The sequence below is a fragment of the Nitrosomonas ureae genome, from assembly GCF_900206265.1.
Lineage (GTDB): Bacteria > Pseudomonadota > Gammaproteobacteria > Burkholderiales > Nitrosomonadaceae > Nitrosomonas > Nitrosomonas ureae_C.
Window position 1 is genome coordinate 1,860,315 of sequence record NZ_LT907782.1, and the last position, 19,068, is coordinate 1,879,382.

13 protein-coding genes are annotated in these 19,068 nt (G+C 49.5%); 5 read left to right on the forward strand and 8 right to left on the reverse strand.

Annotated features, from left to right (window positions below; translation table 11 throughout):
• Window positions 1-8: 8 nt before the first annotated feature.
• Window positions 9-830 (forward strand): alpha/beta hydrolase, encoded by an 822-nt coding sequence (locus CPG39_RS08695; RefSeq protein WP_231990257.1) that lies wholly within the window; start codon window positions 9-11, stop codon window positions 828-830.
• 34 nt (window positions 831-864) lie between these two features.
• The gene (locus tag CPG39_RS08700) at window positions 865-1,392 is read left to right on the forward strand and encodes a CinA family protein (protein ID WP_096292934.1); all 528 of its coding nucleotides are present in this window, start codon (window positions 865-867) and stop codon (window positions 1,390-1,392) included.
• A 97-nt stretch (window positions 1,393-1,489) separates the two neighbouring features.
• Here the strand turns inward: CPG39_RS08700 and CPG39_RS08705 are convergent, their stop codons facing one another.
• The 6 genes from CPG39_RS08705 to CPG39_RS08730 form a co-directional block, all read right to left on the reverse strand.
• On the reverse strand, window positions 1,490-5,980 hold the full coding sequence (locus CPG39_RS08705) for a beta strand repeat-containing protein (RefSeq protein ID WP_096292935.1): 4,491 nt from the start codon (window positions 5,978-5,980) through the stop codon (window positions 1,490-1,492).
• Between the two features lie 391 nt (window positions 5,981-6,371).
• On the reverse strand, window positions 6,372-6,992 hold the full coding sequence (locus CPG39_RS08710; RefSeq protein WP_197702868.1) for a YqhA family protein: 621 nt from the start codon (window positions 6,990-6,992) through the stop codon (window positions 6,372-6,374).
• A gap of 105 nt (window positions 6,993-7,097) precedes the next feature.
• Window positions 7,098-7,640 (reverse strand): hypothetical protein, encoded by a 543-nt coding sequence (locus CPG39_RS08715; protein WP_145956228.1) that lies wholly within the window; start codon window positions 7,638-7,640, stop codon window positions 7,098-7,100.
• 162 nt (window positions 7,641-7,802) lie between these two features.
• Window positions 7,803-8,690: a succinate--CoA ligase subunit alpha gene (sucD, locus tag CPG39_RS08720; protein WP_096292937.1), complete on the reverse strand. Its 888-nt coding sequence runs from the start codon at window positions 8,688-8,690 to the stop codon at window positions 7,803-7,805.
• Between the two features lie 9 nt (window positions 8,691-8,699).
• A complete protein-coding gene (locus tag CPG39_RS08725; RefSeq protein WP_096292938.1) occupies window positions 8,700-9,881 on the reverse strand; it encodes a malate--CoA ligase subunit beta in 1,182 nt (393 codons plus the stop codon).
• A 98-nt stretch (window positions 9,882-9,979) separates the two neighbouring features.
• Window positions 9,980-10,936, reverse strand: coding sequence for an HpcH/HpaI aldolase/citrate lyase family protein (locus CPG39_RS08730; protein ID WP_096292939.1), 957 nt, complete (start codon window positions 10,934-10,936; stop codon window positions 9,980-9,982).
• Between the two features lie 590 nt (window positions 10,937-11,526).
• Between CPG39_RS08730 and tsaD the strand changes: the two genes are divergently transcribed.
• On the forward strand, window positions 11,527-12,561 hold the full coding sequence (gene tsaD / locus CPG39_RS08735) for a tRNA (adenosine(37)-N6)-threonylcarbamoyltransferase complex transferase subunit TsaD (RefSeq protein WP_096292940.1): 1,035 nt from the start codon (window positions 11,527-11,529) through the stop codon (window positions 12,559-12,561).
• 141 nt (window positions 12,562-12,702) lie between these two features.
• Here tsaD and plsY read toward each other — a convergent pair whose 3' ends face one another.
• Window positions 12,703-13,317 carry a glycerol-3-phosphate 1-O-acyltransferase PlsY gene (gene plsY / locus CPG39_RS08740; protein WP_096292941.1) on the reverse strand — a complete coding sequence of 205 codons (615 nt, stop codon included), beginning with the start codon at window positions 13,315-13,317 and terminating at the stop codon, window positions 12,703-12,705.
• Between the two features lie 108 nt (window positions 13,318-13,425).
• On the opposite strand from plsY, the gene CPG39_RS08745 reads away from it, so the two are divergent.
• Window positions 13,426-13,821 carry a dihydroneopterin aldolase gene (locus tag CPG39_RS08745; protein WP_096292942.1) on the forward strand — a complete coding sequence of 132 codons (396 nt, stop codon included), beginning with the start codon at window positions 13,426-13,428 and terminating at the stop codon, window positions 13,819-13,821.
• A gap of 143 nt (window positions 13,822-13,964) precedes the next feature.
• Entirely contained in the window at window positions 13,965-14,243 is a 279-nt protein-coding gene (locus CPG39_RS08750; protein ID WP_096292943.1) for a hypothetical protein, read from the forward strand.
• A 240-nt stretch (window positions 14,244-14,483) separates the two neighbouring features.
• Here the strand turns inward: CPG39_RS08750 and CPG39_RS08755 are convergent, their stop codons facing one another.
• Window positions 14,484-19,034 carry an Hpt domain-containing protein gene (locus CPG39_RS08755; protein WP_096292944.1) on the reverse strand — a complete coding sequence of 1,517 codons (4,551 nt, stop codon included), beginning with the start codon at window positions 19,032-19,034 and terminating at the stop codon, window positions 14,484-14,486.
• Between the last annotated feature and the right edge of the window lie 34 nt (window positions 19,035-19,068).

The window sequence follows — 19,068 nt, forward strand, 5'->3', positions numbered from 1 at the left end:
CCATGCGCATGCTGCTGAATCTGCTCATTTTGCTGTTTGTTGCATACCTTGCGATGGTTTTATTGGTTTATCTGATTCAATCCCGTTTGGTATATTTTCCCGACAAGCAACTCAGCAATACACCAGCCATGTTCGGCGTGGATTATTCATCCGTAAGCATCGCCACCGCTGATGGCGAGACATTGCATGGATGGTGGGTGCCTGTGCCGGATGCTACAGGCACGGTATTGTTTTTTCACGGCAACGCGGGGAATATTTCCCATCGCATCAATTATCTGACCATGTTCAAGCAGTTGGGGTATAACACCTTGTTGTTTGATTATCGGGGTTATGGCGAGAGCAGCGGAACACCGTCGGAATCCGGCACCTATCTGGATGCCCAGGCCGCCTGGCAGCATTTGATCGTGACGCAAAAGATCGTACCTGAGCAGATAGTATTGTTTGGCGAATCACTCGGCGGCCCGATCGCAGCCTGGCTGGCTGCGCGTGAAAAGCCCGGTTTGCTGGTGCTGGCTTCGACATTTACTGCGGTTTCCGATCTGGCCACGCAAATCTATCCGTTTCTGCCGGTGCGCTGGATCAACCGCTTTGAATACAACACACTGGAATCATTGCAATCGGTGACTTGCCCGGTTTTTATCGCACATAGCCCGCAAGATGAAATCGTCCCGTTTCAGCATGGCCAACGATTGTTTCAAACCGTCTCCCGGCCAAAACAATTCTTAACCCTGCAAGGTGGCCACAATAACGGATTTATATTTATGCAACCTGCATGGCAAAAAGCTCTGGGAACATTTATGGATGAACATCTGGCGTCTCCCACTAATTAATTTGATTTTGCGATAAATAAAAGGCAACTGACCCATGACCCGTGCACTTGACTTTGATGACGATCAAGCCCTTCTCGATCTGGCGGCACGTGTCGGGGAAAGCCTTACGCAGCGCGGATGGATACTGGTAACGGCCGAATCCTGCACCGGTGGTTGGGTGGGACAAGCGGTTACCGCGGTGGCAGGCAGTTCAATCTGGTATGACCGGGGTTTTATCATGTATAGCAACCGATCCAAATGCGAAATGCTGGGAGTACAACCCGCACTCCTGGATCAATTTGGCGCCGTATCGCCGCAAACCGCACAGGCGATGGTCGCCGGAGCGCTTACCCGGAGCCATGCGCAAATAGGCTTATCCATTACCGGCATTGCCGGACCCGATGGCGGAACAGCCGAAAAACCGGTGGGCATGGTGTGTTTTGCGTGGGCGAGCAAGGAGGGTCTGGTGCAACAAGAAACCCGTCACTTCAAGGGTAACCGTGAAAGCATCAGGCATTCAGCGGTGACGACTGCCCTACAAGGCGTATTGCATTTATTGGATAATACCATTGTTATGGCATGATGCTTAGCGATAAAAATACTCAGGGTACCCGCAGATACCCTGAGTATCATCGCCAGGCATTACCGAGGAAACTATCGGCAATGCCGGAAACAAGATTCTAAATGATTACAAAATCAGCGGCTGTCAGCGCGGGCGTTCCGGTCAATGTTGCAAAAGCCACTTGCGCACCGGCGCCATTGCCATCCGCATCGTAAAAAAGATTTCCATTGGTGGTGTTATAAATCAGGAAATCATTACTATCCAAGGCCACTGCACCCGGGCCGGATACCAGCGTATTCGCAGGAATAGCGCCTGTCGCAGTAAACTGGGTAAAAATGGCATTCTCCAGGCGGATGGTATCATCAATTACGTTAAAATCCGCGAGCGTATCGACATTGGTAGCGGCATTCAGCGCGGTATTGAACACGACGAAATCAGAGCCCGTACCCCCGGAAATATTGTCGGAGCCTGCAGCGCCGTTCAGGATGTCATTCCCGGAACTGCCGTTGATCGTGTTGTTTCCGCCATTGCCGGTAATCGTGTTGGCGAGTGTATTGCCGATTCCCGTGATTGCGGTACCGGCCAAAAGCAGGTTCTCAACATTAGCGCCCAACGTATGATTTGGCAGATAACTGATCACCAGATCGGTACCGCCGCCGCCCGCTTCGGAATACGTATCGCCTGCATTCTCCACGAGAAAGGTATCGTTACCCCCTCCTCCCACCATACTGTCATTGCCATCACCGCCGTTGAAAGTATCATTGCCGGCACCCCCTGTAAAAGCATCCCTAAATTGCGTACCCTGCAAAATATCATTTCCTGAAGTACCCGCGATTGCAATCGGTGCGGCAGGAGCGGCGCTCTCGTTATCGATGATCGTCGCACTGGCCGAGGCATTACCGATCGTTGCATTGACTGCAGCACTTAAATTGAATGTAAAGCTCTCGAGCGCTTCCACAGTGAGATCGTTAATCAAAGCAACGCGAACGATTTTGGAGACTTCACCGGGTGCAAAAGCCAAGGTCCCGGAGGCATGCACATAATCCGTACCGGAACTGGCTGTCCCTGCAGCAGTACTGTAATTTACACGAGCACCGCCAGCACTGGGCGCTGCCAGCGTAACCTGGAAGTCGATAAATCCTTTATCTTCGGAGGCAGCGACATTGGCGACATTGATCACAGGTGAAGCCAGTGCAGCTCTGTCACTGCCAGCGATAATAACATGTCCGCGCCCATCCCCCACGGTCAATCCGACCGGGCTGCTTAACGTCACATCAAATAGCTCCGCATCTTCAACCGCATTATCGTTCAACAGGCCAAATGTAACCGTTTTAGCTGTTTCGCCTGGCGCAAACGCAACCGTGCCAATGTGCAGATTGCGAAAATCGCCACCATTATTAGCCGTCACATCCTGACCTGCCACATTAACTTTTGTGCCATTAACACTTGGTTTGTCAAGAATGACGGTGACGGTTGCCGTTTGGTCGGTTTCGTCCACAACAGCGTCAGTAATTCTTGCTACCGGCACACCGGAGGTTGCATCATTATCGATGATGGTCCCAAGAGCAGTAGGATCAGATATGGTTGCATTGGCGCTGGGTGAAGATAGATTGAGTTCAAAGTTCTCGATCGCTTCGGCGATCGAACCATTCGACATCGTGACCCGTACCGTCTTAACCATCTCTCCCGGTGCGAAATTCAGCGTTCCCGAGGTAAACACAAAATCCTGGTTACCGCCATACGTGGCCGTATTCAGGTCGGTACGGTAATTAACGGTCACAGGATTGATATTCGGCGCATCCAGGCGTACCAGAAAGTCCGCATAGGCTTGTGATTCATCGACAAAAATATCGTCGACCGAAATCCTTGAATTGCTCACCGCGGCTGCATCATTCTCAAAAATGATCGCAGTGCCAACAGCATCCAGCGTGGTGGCGTTGGTCAGCGCGGATAACACCAGATTGAACGCTTCGGAGGCCTCAAATGCTGCGTTGTTAACTAACGTGACTTTCACTGTTTTGGCGGTTTGTCCCGGGGAAAAACTCAACGAGCCGCTGGTGGCGATAAAATCCGATCCCGCCACAGCGGTGCCATTCTGCGTGGCATAGTTCATCGAAACCACGCTGGTCGAGGGCCGGTCAAGCGCGATGACAAACGTGGCTTCCTTCGTCGCTTCGTCTACGGTAAAGTCATTGATCGAGACCACCGGCGTGCCCGATGGCGCATCGTTATCGATGATGGTGCCTAGCGCGGACGCGTCAACAATGGTTGCATTGGCACTGGGTGAAGATAGATTGAGTTCAAAGTTCTCGATCGCTTCGGCGATCGAACCATTCGACATCGTGACCCGTACCGTCTTAACCATCTCTCCCGGTGCGAAATTCAGCGTTCCCGAGGTAAACACAAAATCCTGGTTACCGCCATACGTGGCCGTATTCAGGTCGGTACGGTAATTAACGGTCACAGGATTGATATTCGGCGCATCCAGGCGTACCAGAAAGTCCGCATAGGCTTGTGATTCATCGACAAAAATATCGTCGACCGAAATCCTTGAATTGCTCACCGCGGCTGCATCATTCTCAAAAATGATCGCAGTGCCAACAGCATCCAGCGTGGTGGCGTTGGTCAGCGCGGATAACACCAGATTGAACGCTTCGGAGGCCTCAAATGCTGCGTTGTTAACTAACGTGACTTTCACTGTTTTGGCGGTTTGTCCCGGGGAAAAACTCAACGAGCCGCTGGTGGCGATAAAATCCGATCCCGCCACAGCGGTGCCATTCTGCGTGGCATAGTTCATCGAAACCACGCTGGTCGAGGGCCGGTCAAGCGCGATGACAAACGTGGCTTCCTTCGTCGCTTCGTCTACGGTAAAGTCATTGATCGAGACCACCGGCGTGCCCGATGGCGCATCGTTATCGATGATGGTGCCTAGCGCGGACGCGTCAACAATGGTTGCATTGGCACTGGGTGAAGATAGATTGAGTTCAAAGTTCTCGATCGCTTCGGCGATCGAACCATTCGACATCGTGACCCGTACCGTCTTAACCATCTCTCCCGGTGCGAAATTCAGCGTTCCCGAGGTAAACACAAAATCCTGGTTACCGCCATACGTGGCCGTATTCAGGTCAGTACGGTAATTAACGGTCACAGGATTGATATTCGGCGCATCCAGGCGTACCAGAAAGTCCGCATAGGCTTGTGATTCATCGACAAAAATATCGTCGACCGAAATCCTTGAATTGCTCACCGCGGCTGCATCATTCTCAAAAATGATCGCAGTGCCAACAGCATCCAGCGTGGTGGCGTTGGTCAGCGCGGATAACACCAGATTGAACGCTTCCGATGCTTCAAAGGCGGCATCATTGGTTAAAGTAACTTTGACAGTTTTCGCAGTCTCGCCCGGCGCAAATTTAAGTGAACCGTTCGTGGCGACAAAGTCTGATCCCGCCACAGCGGTGCCATTCTGCGTGGCATAGTTCATCGAAACCACGCTGGTCGAGGGCCGGTCAAGCGCGATGACAAACGTGGCTTCCTTCGTCGCTTCGTCTACGGTAAAGTCATTGATCGAGACCACCGGCGTGCCCGATGGCGCATCGTTATCGATGATGGTGCCTAGCGCGGACGCGTCAACAATGGTTGCATTGACACTGGGTGAAGATAGATTGAGTTCAAAGTTCTCGATCGCTTCGGCGATCGAACCATTCGACATCGTGACCCGTACCGTCTTAACCATCTCTCCCGGTGCGAAATTCAGCGTTCCCGAGGTAAACACAAAATCCTGGTTACCGCCATACGTGGCCGTATTCAGGTCAGTACGGTAATTAACGGTCACAGGATTGATATTCGGCGCATCCAGGCGTACCAGAAAGTCCGCATAGGCTTGTGATTCATCGACAAAAATATCGTCGACCGAAATCCTTGAATTGCTCACCGCGGCTGCATCATTCTCAAAAATGATCGCAGTGCCAACAGCATCCAGCGTGGTGGCGTTGGTCAGCGCGGATAACACCAGATTGAACGCTTCGGAGGCCTCAAATGCTGCGTTGTTAACTAACGTGACTTTCACTGTTTTGGCGGTTTGTCCCGGGGAAAAACTCAACGAGCCGCTGGTGGCGATAAAATCCGATCCCGCCACAGCGGTGCCATTCTGCGTGGCATAGTTCATCGAAACCACGCTGGTCGAGGGCCGGTCAAGCGCGATGACAAACGTGGCTTCCTTCGTCGCCTCGTCTACGGTAAAGTCATTGATCGAGACCACCGGTGTGCCCGACGGCGCATCGTTATCGAAAATTGTTCCCAGCGCGGAAGCATCCGCAATGGTTGCATTGGCGCTGGGTGAAGATAGATTGAGTTCAAAGTTCTCGATCGCTTCAGCGATTGCATTATTGGTGATAGAAACACTGACTGTTTTAGATACTTCACCGGGATTAAAAGTTAAGGTCCCCGAAGTAAACACAAAATCCTGGTTACCGGCGTAAGTGGCAGTATTCAAATCTGTCCGGTAATTAACGGTTACCGGAGCAGCATTTGCAACATCCAGCCACACAGTAAAATTTGCGGTTGCATTGCTTTCATCGACAAAAACATCATCAACTCGAATGGTGGTCATTTTTATTATCCTTATAAAATTTATCAGGCGCTATCGTTGAAATCGCCTTTTATTAGTTTTTGGCTGCAGCATTTCTTTGACTGAATTCCGGTCAAAACTGCTGTGCCTGCTTGTTCCGTTTGTGATGGAACAAGGCGAGATCATAGCACTGAATTCATTTAAGAATACAATTTTCGCAAGGGTGTTCTAAAATAAATACACCCTTGTTTCTACTGTAAAATTTACCTTATGGAATTTGCTGAATGAACTTCAAAGCACGTAGAAGTGATTTATTACTGGGACGATCAAAGTTCGTCTGACATAGCAAGAACTACATTACTTTAAAGACCATCGCGAAACGTTAAAGTAGATATCGGGCAGCCGCGACTGTTTTATGTGGAAGCATGCAATATCAGTGCCCGCCGGATTGTTGGCCGGTTTGAGAAATCAGACGGTCACAGTAAGCAATAGCCATCGCCGAAAGCAAGAACGCCATATGTATTCCGGTTTGCGCAATCAGCGTCTTTTCGTCATAAGCACTGGCGTTGATGAACGTTTTCAGAAGATGTATCGACGAAATACCGATGATGGCGGTTGCCAGTTTAACCTTCAGCACCGAAGCATTGACATGCGACAGCCATTCCGGCTGATCGGGATGCCCCTCCAGGTTCATGCGTGACACAAAGGTTTCATAACCACCGATAATCACCATGATCAGCAGATTCGAGATCATGACGACATCAATCAATCCCAATACGACAAGCATAATGGCCGTTTCAGTCAATTTCTCCGGCCTATCGGCACCTTTAATCGTAACGGTATCGAGAATATGTTGTAACGCGCTTTGATTGCCCATCACGGCACCGATGAGATCCACCAGCTCGACCCAGAAATGAAACACATAGATGCATTGCGCGAGTACCAGCCCCAGATATAAGGGTAACTGTAGCCATCGGGTGAGAAAGAGAAATTGTGCTATCGGATGAGTTCGTTTTATCGGCCGCCCTGGTAAATTATTTTCCATATCATTCATTGTTCATTCAAAAGTGCGCAAGATTATCATAGCGACGGTTAAAACAAAATTCAGTCTCTTCAAAACCGATTCTTGCCTGGGATTTGGGGTTGCGGTCGACACATCCTACCTGGCTATGGATTTTGGCCGCCACAGAAATACCCGGTAACCATTGAATATCCGGTACGTAATATAAATGGAACGAAAGCAACCTTGATCATTCACGGTTAGCAACGACCAAGCCTGGCTTATGCTGCGTATGGTATGTTCATTAAACAATGGATACTGAGCTGAGACAACCAAATAACCCGGGCCGTAGAAGTCTCTAAACTTTGTGTAGTTAGTCTTTTCGAGTTTCTGCTTCACAGTGGATACAAAGCTGGCTGCAAATTCGGCATCAGGTTCAACGTAAACGCGATCACCTATGGGTGTATGCACTTCACTCTCAGTGGCATATGAGTATACATCTTTGGCAAATGCTTTATTCCAGAAAACCGTCGTAACCTCGACCCATCTAGTTGTATGTCTCGACTGAATAATAGCTTCTGGCGGATTGGGTTCATCAGTCACTACAAAATTTGAATGGTAGCAGTGATTTAGATGCTCGAGAAACTTCCCCACAGTAAACCGTTCGTGAGCTTCCTGTACTAATCGACGCCTATTAGGCATATAGCTTTAATATTGGTGTTAGAAGCGACAAAATAGTCACGATATCACCTTATTCATAACGAGTTGCTATCATCTTACCAAATTTATCGGAGCCTTCATTCTTGGCAACAAAAAACCCGGCAACACCAGTTTTCCGGGTTTTTATTTTAACCGTAATTACAACTACAACTTCGCCAGCACTTCAGCCACCGTTTGCCCCATCAGCGACGGGGTTGGACAGATGGTGACGCCGAGCTCTTTCAGCATCGCCACTTTCTCGGCAGCGCTTTCTCCGGCGGAAGAGATGATCGCGCCGGCGTGGCCCATGCGGCGGCCTTCCGGTGCGGTAAGCCCTGCAATATAGGCCACCAGCGGTTTACTCATGTTTTCCTTGGCGAATTTTCCGGCTTCGACTTCCTGCGGGCCGCCGATTTCGCCGATCATTAGCGCGACTTTGGTTTCCGGGTCTTGTTCCAGCCGTTCCAGAATATCGCGGTGCGAGCTGCCGGGAATCGGGTCGCCGCCGATGCCGACCGACGTTGAGATACCGATGCCCAGTAAGCGCATCTGATCGGCGGCTTCGTAGCCCAAGGTGCCGGAGCGGCCGACCACACCGACATTACCGCGAATATAGATATGACCTGGCATGATACCAAGCATGGCACGGCCGGGGCTGATGGTGCCGGCGCAATTCGGGCCGGTCAGCAACATGCGTTCGGTTTTCGGAAAACGGCGCAGGAAGTTTTTCACCGTCATCATGTCTTGCGTCGGGATGCCGTCGGTGATCGAAACGCAGTATTTGATTCCGGCATCGGCAGCTTCCATGATCGAATCCGCAGCGAAGGCCGGTGGCACGAACACGATGCTGGCTTCCGCGCCGACTTGCTCGACCGCTTCCTTGACGGTGTTGAAGACCGGCAATCCCAGATGCGTTTGGCCGCCTTTGCCGGGAGTAACGCCACCAACCACGTTAGAGCCGTAGTCAATCATTTCCTGGGCATGAAAGGTACCGATTCTTCCGGTAAAGCCTTGTACAATAATTTTTGTTTTTTCGTTGATTAATATGGCCACTTTGAACTCCTAGGCTTTTTGAGCGACGACTTCGTTACGCGCGCGGACGACTTTTTCCGCGGCTTCCGCTAACGTATCGGCGGTGATGATGGGTAAGCCGCTGTTCTTGATGATGCTGCGGCCTTCTTCGACGTTTGTTCCCGATAACCGAACCACCAGCGGGATTTTCATATCGATGTTCTTGACCGCTTGCACCACGCCTTCCGCAATCCAGTCGCAACGGTTGATACCCGCGAAAATATTTACCAGCATTGCTTTAACGTTGGCATCGGCAAGCACCAGACGGAATGCTTTTTCGGTGCGCTCGGCGGATGCGCCGCCGCCGACATCAAGGAAGTTTGCAGGTTCGCCGCCCGCCAGCTTGATCATGTCCATCGTCGCCATCGCCAAGCCTGCGCCATTGATCATGCAACCAATATCGCCATCCAGGCCGACATAGCTCAACCCGGCTTCAGCCGCAGCGACTTCGCGCGGATCGACTTGCGTATTGTCGCGCAACTCAGCAATTTTATGACGGCGGAACAATGCGTTCTCGTCAAATACCATTTTTGCGTCGAGCGCCACGATTTCGTTATTGGCGGTAATCACCAGCGGATTGATTTCCAGGATATTAGCGTCGAGATCGCGCAGCGCCCGGTAACACCCTTTAATGGTTTTCACCGCATGGTTCAGCTGTGCCGGATCGATACCCAGACCAAATGCCATTTTTCGCGCTTGAAAATCCTGCAATCCGACAGCGGGTTCGATATAAATCTTGATGATCGCTTCCGGGTTGGTCTCTGCCAGCTTCTCGATTTCCATACCGCCCTCGGCAGCGCCGATCATGATGACGCGCTCGCTGGCGCGGTCGATCATGAAGGACAGATACATCTCCTTGCTGATATTGGTTCCGGCTTCTACATAGAGGCGGGAGCAAACTTTTCCAGCCGGACCGGTTTGGTGGGTCACCAGTTTCTTGCCGATTAATTCCTCTACCGCCTGCTCGACTTCCGTATGCGTTCTGCACACCTTGATGCCACCTGCCTTGCCGCGTGCGCCGGAATGAATTTGTGCCTTGACGACCCACACATCTCCCTCTATTTCTCTGGCACGTTGCACCGCTTCGACAACGCTGTAGGCCAAACCGCCTTCAGCAATCTTGACGCCGTATTCCGCCAGAATTTCTTTTGCTTGATATTCGTGAATGTTCAATTCAATTTCCCCAACAATCGCAAAACTGCGTTAATTCAATAAATTCAGTTAGTACATCATAAAAAACAAAAGCCGCGATCAGCGGCTCTTTTAGTCATTCATCGTCGACCATTTTTGGCGGCAATCGCATCGGCGATTTTCACCACATTATTGGCCATTCTTTCCGAAGCGGCGTCAATTAAACGACCATCCAATGCCGCAGCGCCTTTACCCTGGGCAGCAGCTTCCTTGAGCGCGGCCAGGATGCGCTTAGCTTTTTCAATTTCTCTTTCCGGTGGTGTAAATACATCGTTGGCCAGTTCAATCTGCGTGGGATGAATGGCCCATTTACCCTCGCATCCCAGCGCAGCAGCGCGTTTCGCCGCCAGCGCGTAACCATCCGGATCTTTAATATCTCCAAATGGCCCATCGATGGGACGCAGACCATAAGCACGACAGGCCACGATCATACGGCTAATGGCGAAATGCCACTGATCGCCGGGATAATCCGGGTTCAACCCGCCGATATTGGTGGTTCTGGCGCGGTTGCTGGCAGCATAATCGGCTACACCGAAGTGCAACGCCTCCAATCGCCCGGTTGCGCCATGACGCGCGATATCTTCCACATTGGCCATGCCCAGCGCGGTTTCGACCAACGCTTCCAGACCGATGCGGTTGCTCAGGCCTTGCTGCTTCTCAAGCTGCGTCACCATGGCTTCGACCATGTAAACATCGGCATACACACCTGCTTTCGGGATCAGCAGCGTATCGATCTTGCTTCCCGCCTGCTCCACTAGATCCACCACATCACGCACCATGTATTGGGTATCCAAGCCATTGATGCGCACTGAAACCGTGATGCCATGACCTTTCCAATCCAGATCGTTCAGCGCTTGAATAACATTCTTACGTGCCTGAACTTTGTCATCGGGAGCAACAGCATCCTCCAGATCAAGAAAAACAAAGTCGACACCACTGTTCAATGCCTTTTCAAACATACCCGGGTTGGAACCCGGAACGGCCAATTCACAGCGTTGTACCCGCTGTACGGTGGTTTCATAAAGCGTGTGACTCATTTTTCCTCCAGAATTAATAAATTTTTTAAGTAATCAATCGGACTAATTAACGAACATACCGGATAAGTTATAGTTTATCGCGTGCCATTTCACCGGATCCGCTCTCATGCGCAGGTAGAGAATTAAAGGCATCTCCAACAATCCACATTTCGTCACAATACGTCGTTGTTCATAAAAATGTTTCTTTACATATTCGTTATATGCTGCGTCAACATTTTTTTGTTCTCGCCTCATCTTGTTTAAAACTCTGAATTTTTAGAGGTGCCCGTAAGGCCTTCTGTGATTCTTGGATTAGCAACGCAGGTAATCTTGATGAGATGAATGGTTAGAAAAAATAGTTTTTGGTTTCTTGTTGTAAAGGCTAATTATTCAGAGAATTATATCTTCTCCGTGGGAATTTATCTACTGACAGGCTTTCCCAATATGAAATGAACCCGAGCCCTGAGATCCGGAATCAGGCATTATGCGCGCCGGAATGATTGATGAGGATGAGGCAAAAGTTATAATTTTAATTAAGAATCGCAATGCTAAAATAACCCCATTCCCAGCGATAACCGATCCCAAAAATACAACTATCGTGATTTTTCTTCATGCTTGTTTTAGGTATTGAAACTTCCTGCGACGAAACCGGAATTGCGCTTTTTGACACGGAGCGTGGCCTGTTGAGTCACGCATTGTATTCACAAGTAGAAATGCATAGTGAATATGGTGGCGTAGTGCCTGAACTGGCATCACGCGATCATATCCGGCGCGTGTTGCCTTTGATTAAACAAACATTGGCCGCTGCAAAACGTGACTTGCATCAAATCAATGCAATAGCATATACCCAAGGCCCCGGCCTGGCCGGCGCGCTTTTGGTCGGTGCCAGCATTGGCGCGGCAATGAGTTTTGCATTAAAAATTCCCGCGTTGGGCATTCATCATCTGGAAGGGCATTTGCTGTCTCCGTTATTATCCACCCCGGCACCGGATTTCCCATTCATTGCTTTACTGGTATCGGGAGGGCACACGCAATTGATGCAAGTAGACGCGGTCGGTCACTATCGATTGCTGGGTGAAACCGTAGACGATGCTGCCGGCGAGGCATTTGATAAAACGGCCAAATTACTGGAGTTGGGTTATCCGGGTGGCGCGGCGTTATCGAAACTCGCCCGGCGAGGCCGCCCCGGACAATTTAAATTGCCACGACCAATGTTGAATAGCGGGGATCTCAATTTCAGTTTCAGCGGGCTGAAGACTGCTGTCCTGACTTTAGTCAGCAAACAGGCGCTTACAGAACAAATCCGTGCAGATATTGCTTTGGCATTTCAAGACGCGGTTGTGGAGGTATTGACGCAAAAATCACTGGCCGCCTTATCACAATCAGGGTTAACGCAACTGGTGGTAGCCGGTGGCGTCGGCGCTAACGAGCAATTACGTGAAAGTCTCAATCATAAAGCGGCCCTCAAAGGCGCGGCGGTTTTTTATCCCGAGCTTGAATTCTGTACCGATAATGGCGCCATGATTGCATTTGCCGGCGCAATGCGGCTCCAGGCGATGCCGGAAAAGAACCGGCTGCCGGCCAGCAGCTTTACCGTCAAGGCGCGCTGGGATCTGGAAATGCTTGAGAAACCGGAAGCCGATTAGGGAAGCACGGATTAATCCGGCTAACGAACAGAATCACGAGGCGCCCGAAACGCAGCAACTGAGATATACCAACAAGATAGGCGAAGGCGCAAGTATCTTACAATGAAAGGACTCGCTCGTGCCGCCAATTAATCAGCGTTTTTAGATACCGGAAGATTTTTTTTCGCCAATGCGGCCTTCCTTGCCCGCCAGTAAATTAACAATATTCGATTGATGCCGCCAAATCAGTATCAATGACATCAGCAACACAGCCAATGTATTACTTTCAAAGCCCAGCAGCGTTGCGGCATATACCGGTGCCAGCGCGGCTGCAATCAAAGCCGACAGCGAAGAAATACGCCAGATCAATGCGGCCAGAATCCAGGTTCCGATAGCCAGCAGACCCAACAAGAAATCCAATCCCAGCAATACACCCACTGCAGTGGCCACCCCTTTTCCACCCTGGAAACGTAAAAATACCGGGAACACATGTCCTAAAAACACCGCCAGGGCAACCACCGCGACCGCTTCGTTTCCCAACCCCCAGAATGGGGCGTAAGTTTGCGCCAGAATCACTGCCAGCCAACCTTTCCCGGCATCACCCAGCAGGGTAAAAACCGCCGCCGTTTTCTTGCCGCTACGCAGAACATTGGTCGCCCCGGGATTTTTTGAGCCATACGTACGCGGATCCGGTAATTTAAAAATCCAACTGGATATCACGGCAAAAGAAACCGATCCCAGCAAATACGCCAACACGGCAAATACCCATAACGTCATGTAATTAGCACCACCCGGACAAAATAGAATAGAATCGCGTACTTGTTCGCATTCATGAAGCTTTCGATACTTCTAGAATAACCTCCCTATTTTAGCGCTTAATCACCGATGGATATTATTTTTCTGCATGACTTTAAGGCCAAGACCCTGATTGGCATTTACCCTTGGGAACGCATCGTTCCGCAAACCATCCAGATCGACCTGGAAATCGCACTGCCCACCAGCCGCGCCTGCCAATCCGATAACATTGCAGACGCATTGGATTATGCTTTGATCATTGACAAAATTAATGAAATTCTGGCAACCCATCATTTTTCACTGCTGGAAGCATTGGCCGAGCATATCGCTCAAACCATTCTGATGGAATTTCAATCCCCGTGGATCAAGGTCAGCGTTGCCAAGCTTGGTATAATACGAGGGGTCAAAAAGCTGGGGGTGCGTATCGAACGGACGTCTAACGCTGTATCTGATATCCGTTCGCACATAAGCGTAGTTAAGAGCTAATCAGGGTTTTAACCAAGAGCTTATACATTTCCATTTTCCTGATTAAAAACCCTGTACTTGCAAACGCCTGATGCAGATCCTATTGTTATCCGTTTGCTTGACTTCAAGCAGACATCTTCGCATCCAAATTTGAAGGAGAAGCAATGAAATATGAATTGCTGGGTGAATATCACGCCTTTATGAAACAAGCCAAGAATGCAGCGGAAAAACGCTTTGCTGTACTTCACAATCTTTCTGAACAAATACGCAGTTTGGCCGATGATCCGACAAAAACCATTGATACGGAAACAGACGCAATAGAAAGAGCAATAGCTGAAGCCAAAACAGCAGAATTTGAAATGACTGCCGCCATCGGCTGCGTCAATGAAGCCGCCAAATTATGTGGAAAAGAAGAAATTACGACAAGCAGTTTCAAGCGTTGAACCGTAACTCAAGAGTAAAAAAACTGTCGTGTTTTCCCACGCCAACGCAATAAGCAACCCAAAATAATGACGAAAAAACGGTTGGAACGGACACTAAGTGTACAGATTAATTTTCTGCGATTTTAGGATTTGCCCCTGTTAAATGAAGATCCAATGAGATTTCCTTAGGCCGGTTCCATAACCGACGGAGGCAAATGCACAAAATAACTGCGTACGTGGAATTTCCCTTATATCCGCCAACTACGCTTTATTTCTCACCAACCCGGACAAGTGATTTAACAATTCTTCTTCTTTATAGGGTTTGCCTAGAAATATATCAACGCCTAAATCCTTGGCAATCTTGCGATGCTTCTCTGCGGTTCGCGAAGAAATGATGATCATCGGAATATGAGCCGTTTCCGGGTTTGCACGTATCTTTTCGATCAATTCAAAGCCGTTCATTTTAGGCATTTCCAAGTCAATCAGCATGACATCGGGAATAATTTCCTGAAGGCTTTCGATCGCTTCGATGCCGTTTTTCGCAATCACCACGTCGCAACCTTCACGCTCCAATAGACGGCAGGTTACTTTACGCACAGTCAATGAATCGTCCACGACCATGATGGTGGGCGTTTTGACGGATTTTTTTTGGGTGACGGCAGTTAATTCAGGCGCCTGTGTACTAAGCGTTTTTTGTACATCGCTGCGTTGCATCAATTTGACCGGATTCAGGATCAGAATGATTTCGCCGTCGCCGGTGATGGTGGCACCCTCGATACCGGGTGCATGAGCGAGTTGCGAACCGGTATTTTTGATCACCACTTCGGTATCGCCTAGAAATTCATCTGCGTGAATTGCCAGATATTGGGTGCCGCTATGCAGAAATAAAACGGGATTGTGCCGGACAATCTCCGGGTTATGATCGGATTCACCCAATAAATGCGCCAGATGGGAAAATGGATATTTTTTCCCATTAAATTCAACGCAATGATCCTGATAGATTTTCTTTAACTCCTCCGGATCAAATTCCCGATGATGTTCCACAATGAAAGCCGGTATCGCATAGGTTTGTTTTCCTGTTCTGATCATGAACGTCTGCGCCACGGATAGCGTGAGTGGCAGAGACATCGTGAAGCTTGTACCTTGATGCAGAACGGAATGGACGCTGATGCGACCACTCAACATCAAGATTTCATTCCGCACAACATCCAGTCCAATGCCACGACCGGCAATTCCGGTGACGGAATCGGTAGTTGACAAACCTTGCGCAAAAATCAACGACGCAATCGCATCGTCATCCAGAGCCTCATTTTCCCGAATCAATCCAAGCCGTTGTCCTTCCTCCCGGATACGCGACAGGTTCAAGCCACGGCCATCATCGCTGAGCGTGATAATCACTTCATTGCCTTCCTGGCGCAATTGCAGGGTTATTTTCCCGGTCTCGGGCTTAGCCATCTGTTGTCTTTGTGTCGGCTCCTCGATGCCATGCGCAATGGCATTGCGTAGCAGATGTTCGAGTGGGGGGTTAATTTTTTCCAATACATTGCGATCTATCTCAACTTCCGCGCCTAGAATTTCCAAATGAACTCTTTTTCCCATATCCTCAGCCACTTGCCTGACAATGCGGTAGTAACGCTCGGCATAATTGCTAAACGGTAGGGTACGGATTTGCAGCAAGGATTGCTGCAACCGGCGGTTGATGACGGATTGCTGCGCAACGGATTCTTCAGCGGCATGATGTGTCGTGCGTAAACTCTTTTGCACGGTAATTATGTCATCGACACTTTCCGCCATCAGTCGCGTCAATTCCTGCAAGCGGGAAAAACGATCGAATTCGAGAGGATCGAATGCATGTTGATTTTCATGCTGTTGCGCAAGGTGGGATTGCATTTGCGTTTCCGCCTGAATTTCCACTTCGCGCAACTGATCATGCAGGCGGTGGGTGCTTTCGGCAAGATCCTGCAAAGACTGCTTGAAACTGTTCAGTTGCGCTTCAACTCCGGATCGCAGAATGCTGGCTTCGCCGGAATCATTCATCAGCCGGTCAATAAGCTCGGAATTGATGCGTAAAATGGCCTTGGATTGAAGCAGATCTGTTTTCTCGGGTGAAGCCTGATTCTGCTCTGATGAATCCGCTACGTTAGGGATATCGATTGGTTCCGAAACCGCAGGAGCGCTCATACTTTGCAGTTGTTCAATCTGGCTGCTGATGATATCAAATTCACTTTCGAGCTGATTCAATGCAGCATCCGATATGCTACGCTCATGGAAAGCCGCCTCGACATGACTTTCCATGGAATGAATCAAGTCGCCCAGCAATACCGCTCCCGCCATGCGGGCGCTGCCCTTCAGGGTATGCAGCAGCCGCAGCATCGCGCGGTGAATATCGTCATCTTCCGGCAACATGCGCCAGGCTCGCAACTTGCTGCCAATTTGCGGAATAATGTCATACGTTTCTTCAAGAAATGCCTGGAACACTTCCGGATCGATTTGCCCGGCAGCATCGGAAAGCGGAGCAGATCCCGCTAATGCAGGCCGAGGCGATGATTCCGGTAATACTGTTAATTTTCCGGATTTCACTGCGGGCTCATCGGCATCGACAGCAGCGCTCATAGTTCCGGATTCTGCCCGTTGAGCCAGCAATTCTTTTGCCGCCAGCAACAGTCCCTTAGCGTCAACATGAACAGTACCCTGTTCGCGCAAGCCTCTGCACCATCCGGCATAAGCTTGGTGCACACGGGTAATCAAGTCCATTAATTGCCCGGTAACCGGTCTTTGCTCATCCAGCCAATGATTCAGCACTTGCTCCAGATTCCATGCGACATCGCTCATTTCCTCCAGCTTGACCATGCGGCCGCTGCCTTTCAGTGTATGAAACGCGCGCCGCAAGCTCGAAAGTGCATCGCGATCGGCGGGATCGTCGCAAAATCGCTGTAAATCACAAGTCATTTCTGCCAGCACTTGATCCGCTTCTTCCAGAAAAATCTCGAGCAACTCCGAATCCATATCGGTGTTTGTTTTTTCAGTACGCACTGCTTCTGCTTCTGGTTCAGCGTCGATAGCACGTAAGGTTATATTATGCGAATTCGTTGACAAAGCCTCTTTCTGAGCCTCTGTCATTTGAAACAATGCAAGCGCCTCCTCGATAATCTGAATACAATCGGGTTGTCCGCTCCTAAGCGCTTCAATAAAGAAACCAAGGCTGCTTAATCCATCCACAAGCAGAATTTGTTCCGATTCAATGATTTCATAGTTTGGTTCCAGCAGTCTCTCAACCAAATTCTGACAAAGTTTCAATAAAGTTTGAGCACGTTCCAATTGCAACATCACCAGGGCGCCCGAAATTTGTTTAAATAAACCTGTAAGCAGAGGCAGTCCGGATCGCTCGCCTGGTTCAAAAAAGAATTTATCCAGAATACTCTCGATTTGCGCCAGGTTCGTTAGTATTTCTTGTGCAACCTGCGCCAGCAAATCTTTATCCTGTGTATTACTTTCTAATGCATTAAAAAAAGGAAGAGCAGGTAATTCGCTAATGTTGACATCCCCGGCAGTAACACTCTGTAAACGGGAAACCAGCACATCGACCTGGTGTGACAACTCCGGCGGCAGTTTGTAGAAATCATCGAGAATGCTCTCAATCATCAATAAAGCAGTAGCCATTTCCATGGCCAATTCCTCGTTCATGTCTTGCGGCTGAGCATGCAGATACGCGGCGGTATTGCTCATCGCTTCGATCAACTTTATCAGCGGCGCACATTCCGTTTGCTGCGCTTGGTGCAAGAGCCAGTCGATATACTCTGATAAAGAAACCAGACTTTCCTGATCGCCAGCACAAAATTCACGCCAGATATCATTGGTTTGCATCAACGTACCGCGCAATCTTTCCAGAACGGGATTCAGAGATTCCGATTGTTCAAATGTCAGTGCACCGGTGGCTGATAGGCTTGGCCAGGCGAAACTGCGCTTGATTTCGTCAATACGTTGTCCGGTCGATGCGCTATGCGCCAGGTGATACAGTAACTCACGCATTAACACTGCCGTGTTACCCGGTGTTCCGGCAGCAAGATGACGGATCGTTTGCTCAATTTTCCCGCACAACCGTCGGATCGTAAGGTCAATGTGAATGCTATCCAAATGCAGCAAATCTTCCAGGAAACCAGCCGCCACCCACCAGAAAACACATTGCTCGGTAGTTCCAGGGAATGTCTCAATCTGATTCGCGGCCACTGCCATTTGCTGCAAACCCTGCTGATCCGAAGGATCGCGCAGCCATTTCAGTAAACCCGCCTGATATTCCGTACCCAGCTGTTTAGCCAGGGATCTGACGGATATTGCATCAATATGCGCAGCTTGGGCTTTCAGCGCCGGAGCCTCCGTTAATTGCGGGAAAAACAAATCGCTTTCGGGCGCATTCTCAAAACCATACACTTGCATCAATGAACGATAAGCCGGAAACAATCGCAACGCGTTTTCTTCGGCGCCATCGATGAGTTCGTTTAAATAAAACAATAAAGCTTTGGTGGATTGTTTCAGTGCATCGATAACCGGCGAACTCATTTCAATCTTTTTATAAATCAGCGCATCAATCACTTGCTCCATCTTTTCGGTGACTAGAGTGATACTCGTCAAATTGAGCATTTCCAGCAAGCCGTCCAGTTGATGAATATAATCCCGGCAGTCTTTGATCAGCTTGTCATTGCCGGGATGCTGGCTATACACCTCCAGATTCTGGTCGATCAATGCAAATATCTGATAAATACCGTCCTTGATGCCGATAATGGCCGAAATGTTAAGTTTGGGTTGAGCGCTCATTTATCCTTACTATCAGTTCATAGTGAGATCGACA